This is a genomic window from Streptomyces sp. XY006, from assembly GCF_002237655.1.
Lineage (GTDB): Bacteria > Actinomycetota > Actinomycetes > Streptomycetales > Streptomycetaceae > Streptomyces > Streptomyces levis.
This window is the reverse complement of record NZ_NOKT01000006.1, coordinates 45448-61971: the sequence shown is the minus strand read 5'-3', so window position 1 is coordinate 61971 and position 16524 is coordinate 45448. Positions and strand designations below refer to the sequence as shown.

The 16524-nt window shown below is 70.4% G+C and carries 13 protein-coding genes and 1 pseudogene; 8 read left to right on the top strand and 6 right to left on the bottom strand.

The window, feature by feature from the left end; translation table 11 throughout:
* Positions 1-147 precede the first annotated feature (147 nt).
* A complete protein-coding gene (locus tag CHR28_RS38215; protein WP_256984176.1) occupies positions 148-279 on the top strand; it encodes a hypothetical protein in 132 nt (43 codons plus the stop codon).
* Here CHR28_RS38215 and CHR28_RS09185 read toward each other — a convergent pair.
* The gene (locus CHR28_RS09185; RefSeq protein WP_094053021.1) at positions 263-991 is read right to left on the bottom strand and encodes an SDR family NAD(P)-dependent oxidoreductase; all 729 of its coding nucleotides are present in this window, start codon (positions 989-991) and stop codon (positions 263-265) included. The two genes, CHR28_RS38215 and CHR28_RS09185, sit on opposite strands and share 17 nt — an antisense overlap.
* Positions 992-1231: 240 nt before the next feature.
* Between CHR28_RS09185 and CHR28_RS09180 the strand changes: the two genes are divergently transcribed.
* A complete protein-coding gene (locus tag CHR28_RS09180; protein ID WP_094053020.1) occupies positions 1232-1573 on the top strand; it encodes a winged helix-turn-helix transcriptional regulator in 342 nt (113 codons plus the stop codon).
* A 135-nt stretch (positions 1574-1708) separates the two neighbouring features.
* Here the strand turns inward: CHR28_RS09180 and adhE are convergent, their stop codons facing one another.
* From adhE to ppdK, 4 genes are all read right to left on the bottom strand, one after another.
* Positions 1709-4351 carry a bifunctional acetaldehyde-CoA/alcohol dehydrogenase gene (gene adhE, locus CHR28_RS09175; RefSeq protein ID WP_094053019.1) on the bottom strand — a complete coding sequence of 881 codons (2643 nt, stop codon included), beginning with the start codon at positions 4349-4351 and terminating at the stop codon, positions 1709-1711.
* A 224-nt stretch (positions 4352-4575) separates the two neighbouring features.
* Positions 4576-5223, bottom strand: a complete 648-nt coding sequence (locus CHR28_RS09170; RefSeq protein ID WP_179272360.1) for a CBS domain-containing protein — start codon at positions 5221-5223, stop codon at positions 4576-4578.
* 92 nt (positions 5224-5315) lie between these two features.
* Complete coding sequence (locus tag CHR28_RS09165) at positions 5316-5699, bottom strand: hypothetical protein (protein ID WP_094053018.1); 384 nt, start codon at positions 5697-5699, stop codon at positions 5316-5318.
* A gap of 133 nt (positions 5700-5832) precedes the next feature.
* The gene (gene ppdK / locus CHR28_RS09160) at positions 5833-8529 is read right to left on the bottom strand and encodes a pyruvate, phosphate dikinase (RefSeq protein ID WP_094053017.1); all 2697 of its coding nucleotides are present in this window, start codon (positions 8527-8529) and stop codon (positions 5833-5835) included.
* A gap of 231 nt (positions 8530-8760) precedes the next feature.
* Between ppdK and CHR28_RS09155 the strand changes: the two genes are divergently transcribed.
* The 5 genes and pseudogenes from CHR28_RS09155 to gap all read left to right on the top strand — a co-directional run bounded on the left by CHR28_RS09155 (position 8761) and on the right by gap (position 14388).
* Positions 8761-9705: a universal stress protein gene (locus tag CHR28_RS09155; RefSeq protein WP_094053016.1), complete on the top strand. Its 945-nt coding sequence runs from the start codon at positions 8761-8763 to the stop codon at positions 9703-9705.
* A 299-nt stretch (positions 9706-10004) separates the two neighbouring features.
* Positions 10005-12263, top strand: coding sequence for a formate C-acetyltransferase (pflB, locus tag CHR28_RS09150; RefSeq protein WP_094053015.1), 2259 nt, complete (start codon positions 10005-10007; stop codon positions 12261-12263).
* Positions 12260-13021, top strand: a complete 762-nt coding sequence (gene pflA / locus CHR28_RS09145; RefSeq protein ID WP_094053014.1) for a pyruvate formate-lyase-activating protein — start codon at positions 12260-12262, stop codon at positions 13019-13021. The genes pflB and pflA overlap by 4 nt, the downstream gene beginning before the upstream one ends.
* Before the next feature lie 20 nt (positions 13022-13041).
* Positions 13042-13197 (top strand): annotated as a pseudogene (locus tag CHR28_RS09140) (LuxR C-terminal-related transcriptional regulator); the annotation flags it as partial.
* 165 nt (positions 13198-13362) lie between these two features.
* Positions 13363-14388, top strand: a complete 1026-nt coding sequence (gene gap, locus CHR28_RS09135; protein WP_094053013.1) for a type I glyceraldehyde-3-phosphate dehydrogenase — start codon at positions 13363-13365, stop codon at positions 14386-14388.
* Between the two features lie 208 nt (positions 14389-14596).
* Here the strand turns inward: gap and CHR28_RS09130 are convergent, their stop codons facing one another.
* Positions 14597-15865, bottom strand: a complete 1269-nt coding sequence (locus CHR28_RS09130; protein ID WP_094053012.1) for a cation:proton antiporter domain-containing protein — start codon at positions 15863-15865, stop codon at positions 14597-14599.
* Positions 15866-16125: 260 nt separating this feature from the next.
* Here CHR28_RS09130 and CHR28_RS09125 point away from each other — a divergent pair, with 260 nt between their 5' ends.
* Positions 16126-16353, top strand: a complete 228-nt coding sequence (locus CHR28_RS09125; RefSeq protein WP_256984175.1) for a hypothetical protein — start codon at positions 16126-16128, stop codon at positions 16351-16353.
* The last annotated feature ends 171 nt before the right edge of the window (positions 16354-16524 follow it).

Here is a 16524-nt window from a genome sequence, read left to right as displayed (position 1 = left end):
TCTCGGCATGGAATTTCGGACTTCCCCGATCGACCGAAAACGACGTCGCCGAGCAGCGCCACGCCCCCTGCCCGCAGGACGGAGCACCTGGTGTGCTCGCTCCCAGCCGATCGACGGATCTGAGCCTGCCGGCCTGTCTGCTCAGACTTGCTGCTCGAACTCCAGGGCTTCGTACCGGCACGCGGCTATGTCCTCGCGGGTGCCGACAATGAGGTCTGGGTGCAGACGTGGGGCTCGATCGACGCCTCGGCGAGGATGCTGCCTAGTCTGCGGGACTGATCGGTATAACCGAGCTTCCGCGTCCCATTGTCCGGGCGACGAGAGATCGGAAAGCGTTCAGGTCGCCGATAACCTCCTCGGCACGGTTCCGCTGCTGGTACATGCTGTAGTAGCGGGCGCCGATGGCGTCAGGGTCGGCCTCGCCGCCGCCGGGGACAACCCCGGAAGCGATCGTCACCGTGGCCGCGTGGATTCCCCGCGGCTTGAGTTCGGCGTGCAGTGTGTGCGCCCAGTTGCGCAGGCCGGCCATGGCCATTCCCACGTTGGCCAGAAAGGGCGCGGGGACCGTGGATGAGACGCCGGTGGTCAGCAGCAGCGTGCCCTCACCTCGGGTCAGCATTTCCGGCAGTACCTGGCCCACGGCCGTCACCGCGCCCAGCACATGCAGCTCGAATTGCGCGGTGACGGACTCGACCGTGGTCTGTGCGGCATGAGTGATCGGCCCGGTCGGGCTGGGACTGTATTCGAGCACGTCGATCGGCCCCAGCGTGTCCCTCGCCGCGGCGAGGGCGCCGGCGAGCGCGTCGCGATCGCGGATGTCGGCGGGAAACGCGGCAGCCGTGATGCCCAGCTCGGCCAGCTCACTGACCAGGATGTCCAGCTTCCCCTTGGTACGGGCGATCAGCCCGACCCGGAACCCCTTGAGACCGAACGCGCGAGCCACCCCCATCCCCAACCCCGGGCCGGCACCGACCACAACGAGCGTCTCCATGACGGAGGATCCTCTCCTGCCACCGCGATCGGAGCAGTGCCACCTGGACTCCGCGCCGGTCACTTACTGTTTGTGAGTGGCCCCATGATTTGTTACTGGCAAGGCTGCGGCAAGACGGCACATTCATGTCAGTCACACACACGGAGGTAACCGTTGGCACCTCGGAGGAACATCTCCTCTGCCCCGCAGTCTCCGACAGCAGGCACCAGCCGCGAGCCGGATGAGGAAGCGTGCCGGCAGGTGCTCCAGATCCTCGGACTGATCGGCAGCAAGTGGAGCATCCTGATCATCGGCCAACTCCGGGACCGCACCCTGCGTTTCGGTGAACTGCATCGCACCGTCAACGGCATCTCCCAGCGCATGCTCACCCTGACGCTGCGGCAACTCGAACGCGACGGCTTGTTGACCCGCACCGTCCACCCCAGCGTTCCCCCACGCGTGGACTACACGCTCAGCGAACTCGGGGCGACGCTACTGGACTCCGTTGTTGCTCTCGGAGAATGGGCCACCACACACCGACAGGAGATCAACGACAACCGAAGCCGCTACGACGCCACACACCCCAGGCAACCACCATCCTGAAGGCCGTGTTCCATGCACGGAAATCATGCGGTGAGGGCGTCCATCCGGGTCGTGATGACCGGTGTCACGGCGATGTCGAGGCCTCCGCGCGGAAGCTGTCAGGCTCCCGCGCGGCCGCTTCCGGCACGGCCGTGTTCAGCCGTGGTACGCCGTGCGCATGAGCTCCTGCATGTCGTCGAGCATCGGCATGCGCGGGTTGGCCGGGGCGCACTGGTCCTCGTAGGCGTTGAGGGCCTGTTGGGGCAGGGCGTCGAGGAAGGCGCGCTCGTCGATGCCGAGGGCCTGGAACGTCGGCTCTATGCCGACGGTGTCGCGCAGTCGCTCGACGGCTGAGGCGAGGGACTGCACGCCCTCGGCCGGAGTGGCCGCGGGCAGTCCGAGGGTGCGGGCGATGTCCTGGAAGCGTTCGGGGGCACGGTAGTTCTCGTATTTGGGCCAGCCGGTCAGCTTCGTCGGGATGGTGCCGTTGTAGCGGATGACGTGCGGCAGCAGGACCGCGTTGGTGCGTCCGTGTGCGATGCGGAAGGTGGCGCCGAGGGTGTGGGACATGGCGTGGACGATGCCGAGGAAGGCGTTGCCGAAGGCCATGCCCGCGATGGTGCCGGCGTTGTGCATCTTCTCCCGCGCTTCCGCGGCGGTTGCATGGTTGTTCACGGCGGCCTCGAGATGGCCGAAGACCAGGCGGATTGCGTGCAGCGCGAGGCCGTCGGTGAAGTCGTTGGCGTAGACGGACACGTACGCCTCGATGGCGTGCGTGAGGGCGTCGAAGCCGCTGTCGGCGGCGAGCGCCGGAGGCAGGGCGGTGGTGAGGAGGGGGTCGATGATTGCGACGCTGGGGGTGAGGGCGTAGTCGGCGAGCGGGTACTTCTTGCCGGTCGCGGGGTCGGAGATGACGGCGAACGGGGTGACCTCGGCGCCGGTGCCGGAGGTGGTCGGGACGCAGACGAGGCGGGCCTGCTTGCCGAGGGTGGGGAAGCGGAAGGCGCGCTTGCGGATGTCGGAGAACTTCTGCCGCATGTCGGTGAAGTCGATGCCGGGCTGCTCGTACAGCAACCACATGACCTTGGCGGCATCCATGGGGGAGCCGCCGCCGAGCGCGATGATCGTGTCGGGGCGGAAGTCCCGCATGAGGTCGGCGCCGTGCTGGACGGAGTCGATGCTGGGTTCGGGCCGGACGTTGTCGATGATCTGGAGGGTGACCGGTTCGCGACGCCGTTGCAGGACGCGGCTGATCCTGTCGACGAACCCGAGGCGGGTCATGGTGGCGTCGGTGACGATGGTGACGCGGTGGACGTCCGGCATGGAGGTCAGGTAGCGGATGGCTTGTGGTTCGAAGTAGATCTTCGGTGGGACCTTGAACCACTGGAGGTTGTTGCGACGGGTGGAGACTCGCTTGATGTTGAGGAGCTGGGCGGCGGAGACGTTGTTGGACACCGACGTACTGCCCCAGGAGCCGCACCCCAGCGTGAGCGAAGGCAGCAGACCGTTGTAGACGCCGCCGATCGCGCCCTGTGAGGACGGTGAGTTGACGATGATCCGTACGGTCTTCATCCGAGTGCCGTACGCCTCCGCCACCGCCGCGTCCTCGGTGTGGATGACGGCGCTGTGGCCCTGGCCGTGGAAGGCGACCATGTCGGCGGCGAGGTCGAACCCGCGGAGCTCGTCCTCGGCGCGCAGTACCGCGAGGACCGGGCAGAGCTTCTCGCGGGTCAGCGGCTCGTCCGGGCCGACCCGTTCGGCCTCGACCAGGATGACCGAGGTGTCTGCCGGCACCGAGAAGCCGGCCCGTTCGGCGATCCACGCCGGACTCCGCCCGACGGCGGCCGCGTTGACCTTGGGTTCGCAGCCGGCGCCCGAACCACCGGTGGTGGGGAACAGGAAGGTCTCCAGCTTCACCTTCTCGTCCGGGGTGGCCAGATGAGCGTGCAGGGCGTGAAACTCGGTGATCGCCGCGTCATAGATTTCCGTGTCCAGGATGACGGCCTGCTCGGAAGCGCAGATCATGCCGTTGTCGAAGGACTTGGACAGCACGAGGTCGTTGACGGCCCGACGCAGCTTGGCACTGCGATGAACGTAGGCCGGGACGTTGCCGGCACCGACGCCGAGGGCCGGCTTGCCGGCCGAGTAGGCGGCCTTGACCATGGCGTTGCCGCCGGTCGCGAGGATCAGCGAGACACCCGCGTGACGCATGAGCGTGCGGGTGGCCTCGACGGACGGAGCCTCGATCCACTGCACGCAGTGCTCCGGCGCTCCCGCGGCGACGGCCGCGTCCCGCACGACGCGTGCTGCTTCGGTGCTGCACTGCTGGGCGGAGGGGTGGAACGCGAAGATCACCGGGTTGCGGGTCTTGAGCGCCATCAGCGCCTTGAAGATCGTGGTCGAGGTCGGGTTGGTGACGGGGGTGACCGCGGCCACCACACCCACCGGTTCGGCGATCTCCACCATGTCCTCGATGTCGTCCCGGCCGACGACCCCGACGGTCTTCATGTGGCCCATGCTGTGCGTGACGTGCTCGCACGCGAACATGTTCTTGGCGGCCTTGTCCTCGAAGACGCCGCGCCCGGTCTCCTCGACCGCCAGACGGGCCAGCGCGGTGTGCTGGTCCAGGGCGGCGACCGACGCCTTCTTGACGATGTGGTCGACCTGTTCCTGTGAGAATGCCTCGTAATCGGCGAGTGCCTTGAGGCCGGCCGTGACCAGACGGTCCACGGCGACCGCGGTGTCGGACGGGGCGTCGGTCCCGACGCGTTCCTTGGCCCGCGTGTCCTGTCGGGTCATGGTGGTGTGCCTCCGTTGTCAGGGACCGCCGCTCTTATGCGGCGGCTCGATGCGGGAGGAACACCGCGGGGGACCGGCGTCCCTCCCTGGCTCCACTCTGCGGCGGTTCCCGGTGCCGTGGCAGGCGCCGAAAGGCCCCTCGGGTGTCCGTCCGGCCCGGCTCGGAAGGGACCCTCGGCCCCCGGTCCGATGGAGCCGTGGCACGACCGCGCTCCGCGCCGCGGTCACGGGCTCGCGGCCCAGTGGGCCGGGGTGGGCGGCTCGCAGTCGTCGCTGCGAAAAACCAGGCTGTTCACCACGCCCACCACGCCGTCGAGGCGCCAGACGGCGTGCACGAGTTCCGGCACCCGGCTACGCGCCTCCACCTGACCCCCCAGGGTGACCACGCCGTCGCGGACGGAGACGCGGACCGCGTCGGACGGCAGGTTCAGCGCGGTGGTGACGATCTCGTCGCTCACCTGGCGGCGAATGTCGTCGTCCGTGCGCAGGAAGACCCGCAGGAGGTCGCGACGGGTGGCGATGCCGATGAGGCGGTCGGCCTCGTCGACCACGGGCAGTCGTTCGACGCCGCGGCGTTCCATGAGCCGGGCGGCGTCCGGCACGGTCTGCTCCGGATGCACGGTGATCGCGGGGCTCGACATCACGTCGCCCGCAGTCACGGCCGGGGGAGGGGCCGTACCCTCCCGGTAGGCCTGGCAACGCACCAGGTCGCTGCCGGACAGGACGCCGAGGACCTTGTCGTCGGCGTCGACCACCGGCAGTCCGCTGATCCGGTGGTGGTCGAGCAACCGGACGACCTCCTTGAACGGTGTCGTCCGGCGTGCTCGGACGACGTCCCTGGTCATTACCTCGCCGACGACGTGAGTGGTCATGGCGGATCTCCTTCACCAGCTCGGGCCGGGGAGGGCCGGAGCCCGGGTCGGCTCCGACCCCCCGCCGGTCGGGCGGGCGCCGCGTGGCGCGCCTACTTCTGCGGGCCGCCGCGCCACGGCGGCGGAGCGGCCGTCCGGCGTTCGGTGTTGCTTCGGTGGGCGACGCGTTCGATGGCGGAGCGCAGCCTGTCGTGGAGCCGGTCGGCGAGTTCGCCGGCGCTCGCCTCGCGGGCGTGGACGACGACGAGGTCGTTGCCGACCCGGATGTCGGTGCGGCCGGACCAGGGCAGTTCGACGTGGTGGGCCGATGCCCGCCGGATGCGCACCTCACCGCTCACGGGCGGCAGGCCGGGTCGGTCCACCGCGGCGTCGACCTTCTCCTGGAGGTAGGCGAGCTGCTCCCCGTCCACCTCGCCGTCGGCGCGGACCAGCACGGCGACGGTGATCTCACGGGCACCGATGTCCTTGGCAGTCATGTGCTCCCTCCCTGTGATCGTTCTGCGTCGCCGCAAGCCTGCTGTGTTGGTCGCTCTCGTCCCAGGGGCGACCGGCCCTTGGAGGCAGGAGCGGTCGGTCCTGCCCTGAGGGCCGAGCGGCCCGGTCGCCGGGTTACCTGCTGTCGCTTCCCTCGGTCCCCTCCAGCGCCGCCCGACCTGCCTCCAGCCGCGCCACCGGAACCCGGAACGGCGAGCAGGAGACGTAGTCCAGTCCGGCGGTGTGGAAGAAGTGCACCGAGTCGGGGTCGCCGCCGTGCTCACCGCACACCCCGATCCTGAGGTCCGGGCGGACGGCACGGCCCTCGGCGACAGCGATGCCCACCAGCCGGCCGACTCCCTCGCGGTCGAGCGTCTCGAAGGGGGAGGTGGAGAAGACGCCCTTGTCCAGGTAGGCGGAGAAGAACTCCGCCTCCACGTCGTCGCGGGAGAAGCCCCAGGTCGTCTGGGTCAGATCGTTGGTGCCGAAGGAGAAGAACTCGGCTTCCTCTGCGATCCGGCCCGCCGTCAGGGCGGCCCTGGGCAGCTCGATCATGGTGCCGATCGGGCAGTCGAGGGCGACTCCGGCCGCCCGTGAGACCTCGGCCAGCACCCGTTGCACCTCCTCACGCACGAGGCGCAGTTCGCGGACGTCGCCGACGAGCGGGACCATGATCTCCGCCTTGGGTGTGCCCCCGGCCAGCAGGCGCTCGCCCACGGCCTCACCGATCGCTTGGACCTGCATGGCGACCAGGCCGGGCACGACCAGCCCCAGGCGCACACCGCGCAGCCCGAGCATCGGGTTCTCCTCGTGCATGCGGTTCACGGCACTGAGCAGTTCGGCATCGTGTGCGTCCGGATCCTCACCACGGGCCTGAGCGGAGGCGATCCGCACCGCCAGTTCGGTGGGGTCGGGCAGGAACTCGTGCAGCGGCGGGTCCAGCAGCCGGATGGTGACCGGCAGACCGTCCATGGCCTCCAGGATGGCGACGAAGTCCTGCCGTTGCAGCGGCAGAAGATCCGCCAGGGCTTTCTCACGCTCCGCGTCCGTGCCGGCCAGGATCATCTGCTCGACCAGTTCGCGGCGCTCGCCTAGGAACATGTGCTCGGTGCGGCACAGACCGATGCCCTGCGCTCCGAACCGGCGGGCCCGTTCGGCGTCCTCGGGGGTGTCGGCGTTGGCCCGCACTTCCAGCCGCCTTACGGTGTCGGCGCGTGCCAGAGCCCGTGCCACCGCGTCGACCACGTACTGCGAGCCACCGTCACCCGAACCCTCCTCCAGATATCGGATGACCGCCGAGTCCACCAGCGGCACCGGACCCGCGTACACCGCTCCGGCGGAGCCGTCCACGGAGACGATGGTGCCTTCCCTGATCACGGTGCCGTCCGCGGCGGTGAAGCGGCGGGCCTCGGTGTCCACGGTGAGTTCCTCGGCGCCGCACACGCAGACCTTGCCCATGCCGCGTGCGACGACGGCCGCGTGGCTGGTCTTGCCGCCCCGGCTGGTGAGGACCGCTTGGGCGGCGATCATCCCGGGCAGGTCGTCGGGGGTGGTCTCCTGGCGGACGAGTACGACCTTTTCGCCGGCGGCGGCGCGGCGTACGGCCTGGGCGGAGTCGAAGACCGCGGCCCCGACCGCCGCACCGGGAGAGGCCGGGACACCGTGAGCCAGTGCAGTACCGGTCGAGTCGGTGTCGAACCGGGGGAACATCAGCCGGGCCAGGCCATCGCCGCTCACCCGGTCCAGTGCCTCGTCCGGGGTGATGAGCCCCTCGTCGGCCAGTGCGGCGGCGAGGACGAAGGCGGCCTCGGCGGTGCGCTTGCCGACGCGGGTCTGGAGCATCCACAGAGTGCCGCGCTCGATGGTGAACTCGATGTCGCACAGGTCCCGGTAGTGGCGTTCCAGAGTGCGCATGTGCGTGCGCAGACCGTCGTAGGACGTGGCGTCCAGACGCTCCAGCTCGGCCAGCGGCACGGTGTTGCGGATGCCGGCGACGACGTCCTCGCCCTGCGCGTCGGGCAGGTAGTCGCCGTACAGGCCGGGACGTCCGGTGGCCGGGTCGCGGGTGAAGGCGACGCCGCTGCCGGAGTCGGAGCCGAGGTTGCCGAAGACCATGCGCTGGACGTTGACGGCGGTGCCCAGGTCGTCGGCTATGTGCTCGCGGCGCCGGTACAGACGGGCGCGTTCGCCGTTCCACGACTCGAAGACGGCCATGACCGCCCGGCGCAACTGCTCGGCGGGGGACTGGGGGAAGTGGTCACCGGTCTCCAGGTGGATCAGGTTCTTGTAGGTCTCGACCAGCTCGGCCAGGTCGGATGCCGTCAGGCGCACGTCGTCCTGGACGCCGCGCAATGTCTTGAGAAGGGCGAGGGACCGCTCGAAGCGGGAGGAGTCGACGCCCATGACCGTGCTGCCGAACATCTGGACGAGGCGGCGGTAGGAGTCCCAGGCGAAGCGTTCACTGCCGGAGACCTTGGCCAGCCCGAGAACGGAGTCGTCGTTGAGGCCGATGTCGAGGATGGTCTCCATCATGCCGGGCATGGAGAACTTCGCGCCGGAGCGGACGGACAGCAGCAGCGGGTCGTCCGGCTGCCCCAGCGAACGGCCGGCGGAGGCTTCGAGGGCCGCCAGGTGTGCGGAGACCTCCCTCCACAGGCCCGCGGGTTCGCTGCCCGTTTCCAGGAAGGCCCGGCAGGCCTCGGTGGTGAGGGTGAATCCCGGCGGTACCGGGAGCCCGAGCCGGGTCATCTCCGCCAGGTTCGATCCCTTGCCGCCGAGCAGATCAGCCATGTCACGGCCGCCCTCGGTGAAGTCGTATACGTAACGGACCATGACGCTGCGCTCCTCAGGCGTTGGGGCGTGATGATTCCAGCCTCCGAGAGGGCCGTGCCCGACGCGAGGTACCGGCCGTCCCGCATGAGGGACCGATCGGCCCGGATCCGCACCTGTCGTTTCCGAGGGGACCATCGGCGTCCTGCCGGGGCTGTACGGCCCGTGGACCTCCGGCACGGCCGGGCCGAGGCTCGAAGCCGCCGGAACTTCGCGACCAGGAGGGGACACGTCATGCCGCACGACATCGTGGTGGGGATCGACGGTTCGGCCGAAGGACTTGCCGCCGTGCACTGGGCGGCTCAGGAGGCTCAGCGGCGAGGAACCGGACTCGGCGTGGTCCACGTCTGGCACCGCCACCCCCGCCCCGCGCCGTACGTCCCCCTGGACGGCACCGAGCGCGACCGGGCCGAGCAGGTCCTTGACGAGGCCGTACGCAGCGTCCGTGCCGCGCACCCGGAGCTGCGGATCACCGACCGACTCGTGTGCGACGCGACGGTGTCCGGCCTGCTCAAGGTCGCGGCCGGCACCGACCTGCTGGTCCTCGGTTCCCGTGGCTTCGGGGCCCTGGGCGGCTTCCTCACCGGCTCGGTGTCCCAGCGCGTCGTCAGCCGGACCACCCGACCGGTCGTGCTCGTCCGCGCGGGACGGTCCGCCGCCGACGAGCACCTGCCGGCCACGGACGGCGTCGCCCCGGAGGAGATACCGGAAACGCCCTACCGCCAGGTCGTCCTCGGGCTGCAGACGGACCGTCCGTGCGACGAACCGATCGAGTTCGCCTTCGACGCCGCCCGCCGGCGTGGCACCGGCCTGGCAGTGGTGCACACCTTCCGGACCGCTTTCCGGCCCGCCCCCGCTCCGTCGGTGCCGCTGGTGTCCGCGGCCCCCGAGGGCCCGCCTCTCGTCTCGCGGCCGCAGGCCCAGGCGCCGGCGGACCAGGAGCGCACCGTCACGGCGGTGCTGCGCCCCTGGCGGGAGAAGTACCCGACCGTCCGCGTGACCGAGACGGTCACCGAGGGCCGGGCCGCGGTGGTCCTGGCCCAGGCAGCCCGAGACGCCGGTCTGCTGGTGGTGGGCCGGCGCGGCATCGATCACCAGGTCGGTGCCCACGTGGGGCCCGTCACGCACGCCGTCCTGCACCACGTCGGATGTCCCGTCGCGGTCGTCCCGCACGACTGACACCGCGCACCGGGCGGCCGGTGCCCGCCGGCCGAGACGGCCGGTCCGTGCCTGCCCGCCGAGCGCGAAGGGCCCACCGGCGCCGCGGCTTCCCGTCAGGACGCGACCGTCGCGGTGCCCGCTTCCCCTCCCCCCATGGCGGCCCCGCCCTTCGCGCGCGCCTGAGGAAGCCGGGGGGCCGAAGGTCCCGGCCGGCCGGGGCCGCGCGGGACCGCCGGGTGCCCTGTCCGGCACTCCTCGCCGCGGACCCGTACGACGAGCATTTTCAGTGACGAGACCGATCGACGAGAGGACCTGTGATGACCGCGACGGTGACAGCCGGCCCCCGGACCGCCGACGCCTGGCGGCAGTTCGCCGGGAGCGGGTGGCGTGAGCGCATCGACGTGCGCGACTTCATCCAGGCCAACTACACGCCCTACGAGGGCGACGCCTCCTTCCTGGCCGGCCCCACGGACCGCACCCGCGCGGTCTGGGAGAAGGTCAGCGCACTCTTCCCCGAGGAGCGGCGCAAGGGCGTCCTCGATGTGGACGCCGCCACTCCCTCCACGGTCACCTCGCACGCCCCCGGCTTCATCGACCGTGACCGCGAGCTGATCGTCGGCCTGCAGACCGACGCCCCCCTCAAGCGCGCGATCATGCCCAACGGCGGCCTGCGCATGGTGGAGACCGCGCTGAAGGCCTACGGCTACGAGCCCGACCCGTTCGTTACGCAAGTGTTCGACAGCTACCGCAAGACCCACAACTCGGGTGTCTTCGACGCTTACACCCCCGCCATGCGCGCCGCCCGCAAGGCCGGCATCATCACCGGCCTGCCGGACGCCTACGGCCGTGGCCGGATCATCGGCGACTACCGTCGCGTCGCCCTCTACGGCACCGACCGGCTCGTCGAGGCCAAGCGCGCCGAGCGGGCCCTGCTCGACGCCCGGCCCTCCACGGCGGAGGTCATCCGCGACCGCGAGGAACTGGCCGAACAGATCCGCGCGCTGGGCGAACTGACCGAGATGGCCGCGACCTACGACTGCGATGTCGCCCGGCCCGCGACCACCGCGCTGGAGGCGATCCAGTGGCTCTACCTCGGCTTCCTCGCCGCGGTGAAGGAGCAGAACGGTGCGGCGATGTCCCTGGGCCGCACGTCCACTTTCCTCGACGTGTACCTGCAACGGGACCTGGACGACGGAATCCTCGACGAGAGGCGCGCCCAGGAGCTGATCGACGACTTCGTGATCAAGCTGCGCATCGTGCGATTCCTGCGCACCCCCGAGTACGACACCCTCTTCTCCGGCGACCCGACCTGGGTGACGGAGTCCATCGGCGGCATCGGCGCCGACGGCCGGCCGCTGGTGACCCGCACATCCTTCCGCTTCCTGCAGACCCTGTACAACCTGGGCCCCGCCCCGGAACCCAACCTGACGGTGCTGTGGTCGCCCAGGCTCCCGGCCGGCTTCAAGGAGTTCTGCGCCCGTGTGTCCATCGACACCAGCGCCGTCCAGTACGAGTCCGACGACCTGATGCGTCCACGCACCGGGGACGACACCGCCATCGCCTGCTGCGTGTCCGCGATGGCGGTGGGCAGGCAGATGCAGTTCTTCGGCGCACGCGTCAACCTCGCCAAGGCCCTGCTCTACGCCGTCAACGGCGGCCGCGACGAAATGACGGGCGACCAGATCACCCCCGGGATGCCGCCGCTGACCGGCGAGTACCTGGACTACGACGAACTGTCCGCCGCCTACGACCACGTCCTGGACTGGCTGGCCCGGACCTACGTCGACGCGCTCAACGTCATCCACTACATGCACGACAAGTACGCCTACGAGCGCATCGAGATGGCCCTCCACGACCACCCGGTCCACCGCTTCATGGCCTGCGGCATCGCCGGCCTCTCCGTCGCCGTGGACAGCCTCTCCGCCGTCAAGCACGCACGGGTGAGGGTCATCCGCGACGCGACCGGACTGGCCGTGGACTTCCACACCGAGGGTGACTTCCCGGCCTACGGCAACAACGACGACCGCGCCGACTCCCTCGCCGTCGAGCTGGTGGAATCCTTCATGGCCAAGGTGCGCAAGCACCCCACCTACCGCGACGCCGAGCACACCCAGTCCGTCCTGACCATCACCTCCAACGTCGTCTACGGCAAGCACACCGGCAACACCCCCGACGGCCGCCGCGCCGGACAGCCCTTCGCCCCAGGCGCCAACCCGATGAACGGTCGCGACACGCACGGCGTGGCCGCCTCCGCCCTCTCGGTGGCCAAGCTGCCCTACGAGGCGGCACGCGACGGCATCTCTCTGACCACCACCATCACCCCGGAAGGACTCGGCCACGTTCCCGAGGAGCGGGCCGGTCACCTCGTCGGCATCCTCGACGCCTACATGTCCGCCGGCGGCTTCCACATGAACGTCAACGTCCTCGACCGCGCCGTGCTGGAGGACGCCATGGAGCACCCGGAAAAGTACCCCGAGCTGACGATCCGGGTCTCCGGCTACGCCGTCAACTTCGTCCGTCTGACCCGCGACCAGCAGCTCGACGTGATCAGCCGCACCTTCCACGGATCGCTGTGAACACCACGCCCGCCACCCCCACAGCCGGATCGGTCACCGGCCGGATCCACTCCTGGGACCTGTCCACCGGCGTGGACGGCCCCGGAACCCGGTTCGTACTGTTCACCAGCGGATGTCCGCTGCGCTGCCTCTACTGCGCCAACCCCGACAGCTGGCACATGCGCGACGGCCGGGAGACCACCGTCGACGAGGTGATGGCGGAGATCGACAAGTACCGCGGCTTCGTGAGTACGGCCGGCGGGGGTGTAACCCTCACGGGCGGTGAGCCCCTGCTCCAGCCGGCCTTCACCGCAGCGGTGCTGCGCGGGTGCAAGGAGGCCGGCCTTCACACAGCGCTCGACACTTCCGGCTTCCTCGGCGCCCGCGCCACGGACGCGCTGCTGGCCGACACCGACCTGGTGCTGCTGGACGTCAAGTCCTTCGACGTCACGACCTACCGGAAGCTGACCGGCGGCGCCCTCGCCCCGACCCTGAACTTCGCCACCCGGCTCGACCGGCTGGGGAAGCGCGTGTGGATCAGGTACGTCCTGGTTCCCGGCTGGACCGACGACGAGGACGCCGTCGACGGACTGGCGGGGTTCCTCCGCGGCCTCGCCTGCGTGGAGCGGGTCGACATCCTGCCTTTCCACAAGCTCGGCGCCGCCAAGTACGACGCCCTGGGCCTCCCCTTCCCTCTGCGTGACGCCCCGGTTCCCGACAAGGCGCTGGTGGAGCGGGTACGGGGCCGGTTCCGCGAGCGTGGCCTCTCGGCCCGCTGACGCAGACGACATGAGCGCCGACCGACCGGCAGATCGGTCAGCGGCTCCACCTGGCCGAGAAGACGGTCAAGAACCACATCTCCCGGCTGCTCGCCGAGCTCGGGGTGGAGCGCCGCATCCAGGCCGCCGTCATCGCCACCGAGGCACGGGGCCGCTTGGGCACAGGGGGCCAGTAGCGGGACGGGCCGCCGCCTGTCGAGCCCGCCCGGTCCCGCAGGGGGCCGAAGGTCCCGGAGTCCACCCCCGCCCGGCCCATGCCCGGGCGGACACCCGAGCGGCAGGCTGAGAGTCATCCCGGAACACCGGCGGACATCGCCGCACCACAGGGGAGGACGGAAGAGATGACCGTGCGAGTGGGCATCAACGGCTTCGGCCGCATCGGCCGGAACTACCTGCGCTGCATACTGGAACGAACCGGCGCCGCGGCGCCGTCACTGGAGGTGGTGGCGGTCAACGACGTCACCTCCCCGGCGGCGCTGGCGCACCTGCTGAGCTACGACTCGACGTACGGACGGCTCAACCGCCGCGTCGAGCACGACGACACCTTGCTGACCGTGGACGGGCACCGCATCGCTGTGACGGCCGAGCGCGACCCGGCGGACCTGGCCTGGGGCGATCTCGGCGTGGACGTGGTGATCGAGGCCACGGGCCGCTTCCGCACCCGCGAGCAGGCCGGCCGGCACCTGGCGGCCGGCGCGCGCAAGGTGCTCCTGTCCGTGCCGGGCAAGGACGTCGACACCACGGTCGTCATGGGGGTCAACGAGGGAACGTACGACGCTGAGCGCCACGACGTGATCTCCAACGCCTCGTGCACCACCAACTGCGTGGCCCCCATGGTCAAGGTCCTCGACGACCACTTCGGCGTCGTCAAGGGACTGATGACCACGATCCACGGCTACACCAACGACCAAGTGGTCCTGGACGGCCCCCACAAGGACCTGCGCCGGGGCCGCTCGGCGGCGGTCAACATCATTCCCACCACGACCGGGGCCGCCCGCGCCGTGGGCCTGGTGCTGCCGGAGCTCGCGGGCACGCTGGACGGCAGCGCCGTACGCGTACCGGTCGAGGACGGCTCGCTGACCGATCTGACCGTGGTCCTCGGCCGGTCCGTGAGCGCCGACGAGATCAACGCCGCCTACCGCGAGGCCGCCGAGGGACCGCTGAAGGAGATCCTGCGGGTGTCCGACGCCCCGATCGTCTCGCGTGACGTGGTAGGCGACCCCGCCTCCTGTGTCCTGGACGCTCCCCTCACCCAGACCCACGGGGACCTGGTCAAGGTCTTCGGTTGGTACGACAACGAGTGGGGCTACACCAACCGCCTGCTCGACCTCACCTCGTACGTCGCGGCCCGACTGCCCCGGAGCTGACAGTCCGGCAGCCGGCCACGTGGCGGCGCTGCGCAAGGTTCCTCCGGGTCAGATCTCGTTGCCGGGCCGGCCGAGCAGCCGGGCGCCGACGACGGCGGTCTGCAGGGTGCGGACGGCGTCGGCCGGTTTCGTGCCATTGGGCTTGTGAATGCGTTGAGGTCGGCCACCCCGGCGGCCCGGCTCATGTACGGGCCCGTACGCCTGCCGTTCACGATCGCTCGCCGAGTTCCGCCCCATCCCGCCGCCGGTCCAGGTGCCCGATGGCCGGCGACGCCATCACCCCGTGCACCACCACCGAGATCACCACGGTGAAGGCCACGATCGCCCACAGCTCCCGTTCCAGCCCGCCGAAGGAGTCCTGCCCCAGAGCGTAGGACAGGTAGAACAGCGAACCGATGCCCCGGATGCCGAACAGGGCCACCACGGCGCGCTCCTTGCCCCCCGCGACAGACCGCACCTGCGCCAGCCACCCGGTCAGCGGCCGTATGACCAGCAGCACCAGCACCCCCAGCAGCGCGCCCGCCGGCGTCAGGGCGGACAAGGCGCCGGCCACGAGGTATCCGCCGAGCAGGAACAACAGTACGGCCGTGAGCAGCCGCTCGATCTGTTCAGTGAACTCGTGCAGCACCTTGTGGTAGCCGTGGCTGCGCTCGGCGGCCCGGATGACGCACGCGGTCACGAACACCGACAGGAAGCCGTAACCGTGGAGCACCTCGGCGATGCCGTACGAGACGAAGGTGGCGCCCAGCGCCACGAAGCCCTCCATGTGCTCGGACAGCCGCAGCACCGATGTGCGCACCCGGAAGAACATCCACCCCAGCAGCCAGCCGACACCGCCCCCCACGGCCAGCCCCACGGCGCACTTGCCCAGCAGGTCGGTCAGTGCCCATGAGCCGATCCACTCCGCCGACCAGCCCGTCCCGGCCGCCGCAGCGAGGGCGATCGCCGCGTAGACGAAGGGGAAGGCGAGTCCGTCGTTCAGCCCGGCCTCACTGGTGAGGGAGAACCGCACCTCGTCCTCGTCGTGCTCGGTGCCGAGCGGCTCACCCACGCGCACCTCACCCGCCAGCACGGGATCGGTGGGCGCCAGCACGGCCCCCAGCAGCAGAGCGGCGGCCGGCGGCCAGTCGAGCAGCCCCCAGGCCAGCAGGGCGACGGTGGCGACGGTCAGCGGCATCGTGATGCCCAGCAGCCGCCAGGTATTCGCCCAACGGCGCCACCCGAAGGGCCGGTCGATCGCGAGCCCCGCACCCATCAGCGACACGATCACGCACACCTCGGTGGTGTGCTCGACCCACAGGCGCTCACCAACGGGATCCACGGTCGGCACGCCCACCGGCAACAAGGCGACCAGCACCCCCGCGGCAAGGAAAACCATGGGCAGGGACAACGGCCGCCTGGACACCAGCCGAGGCAGCACGGCCGCCCCGAGCGCGCCCAGGCCCAGACAGACGTAGACCACGTCGGAAAGAGTCACCGCATCCTCCTACCCGGGGATCACTCCAGGCCACGTGTGTACCCCGTCCGCGCACAGGCCTCGCCCGTGCACGTCACCGAGCCCGCTGCCCCCGCTTGCGTCCCCCGGTGGTGGTGGGCCGACGTGCCGGCTCCGGTCAGAGGGTGAAGCACGCGCCAAGAACGGCGAGGGGTGTGCCGGGAAGTCTGGTCGGCGTCCGTGGGGCCGTGTGCCCGTTTCGCCGATGCCCAGGAGGGTTGCCGCACGGTGCCGTCCTCGCGATGAGAGCGGTCTTCGGCGAGTTGCGCCGACCTGGCAGCACGCGCCAGGGCTGGACCTTCGCCACCGACACCACCGCGCTGACGGGCGGAACCGTCGCGGGCGGCGCCGTCATCCTGCTCGGCCGGCCCACAGCCGGTCCGGCCGCTGTGCCTGGGAGCTGCTCGTCGCAGCACTCACTTCTCACCTGCTCCACCGGCGCGGGCCCCGTCCGTGAACTCGCCGCATGATCAGATGATGCCGGCACGGCAACTGGCCGGCCTGGGCTCGGCGGTTTCGCTCGACGCCGCGGTGGCGGCCGACGAGGCCGGGAATCAGGCCGCCGTCGCGATGAGCGATGCCGGAGCGGAAGCCGCTGCGGCGAGAACGCCCCCAGATGGCGCGCCGAGCAGAGATGTCCG

What these genes read in the sequence shown, in the direction of transcription:
- pflB (WP_094053015.1), top strand. Translation starts at nt 10,005, where the DNA reads ATGACCGCGACGGTGACAGCCGGCCCCCGGACCGCCGACGCCTGGCGG.
- adhE (WP_094053019.1), bottom strand. Translation starts at nt 4,351, where the DNA reads ATGACCCGACAGGACACGCGGGCCAAGGAACGCGTCGGGACCGACGCC.
- gap (WP_094053013.1), top strand. Translation starts at nt 13,363, where the DNA reads ATGACCGTGCGAGTGGGCATCAACGGCTTCGGCCGCATCGGCCGGAAC.
- CHR28_RS09155 (WP_094053016.1), top strand. Translation starts at nt 8,761, where the DNA reads ATGCCGCACGACATCGTGGTGGGGATCGACGGTTCGGCCGAAGGACTT.
- CHR28_RS09170 (WP_179272360.1), bottom strand. Translation starts at nt 5,223, where the DNA reads ATGACCACTCACGTCGTCGGCGAGGTAATGACCAGGGACGTCGTCCGA.
- CHR28_RS09165 (WP_094053018.1), bottom strand. Translation starts at nt 5,699, where the DNA reads ATGACTGCCAAGGACATCGGTGCCCGTGAGATCACCGTCGCCGTGCTG.
- CHR28_RS09185 (WP_094053021.1), bottom strand. Translation starts at nt 991, where the DNA reads ATGGAGACGCTCGTTGTGGTCGGTGCCGGCCCGGGGTTGGGGATGGGG.
- CHR28_RS09125 (WP_256984175.1), top strand. Translation starts at nt 16,126, where the DNA reads ATGAGAGCGGTCTTCGGCGAGTTGCGCCGACCTGGCAGCACGCGCCAG.
- ppdK (WP_094053017.1), bottom strand. Translation starts at nt 8,529, where the DNA reads ATGGTCCGTTACGTATACGACTTCACCGAGGGCGGCCGTGACATGGCT.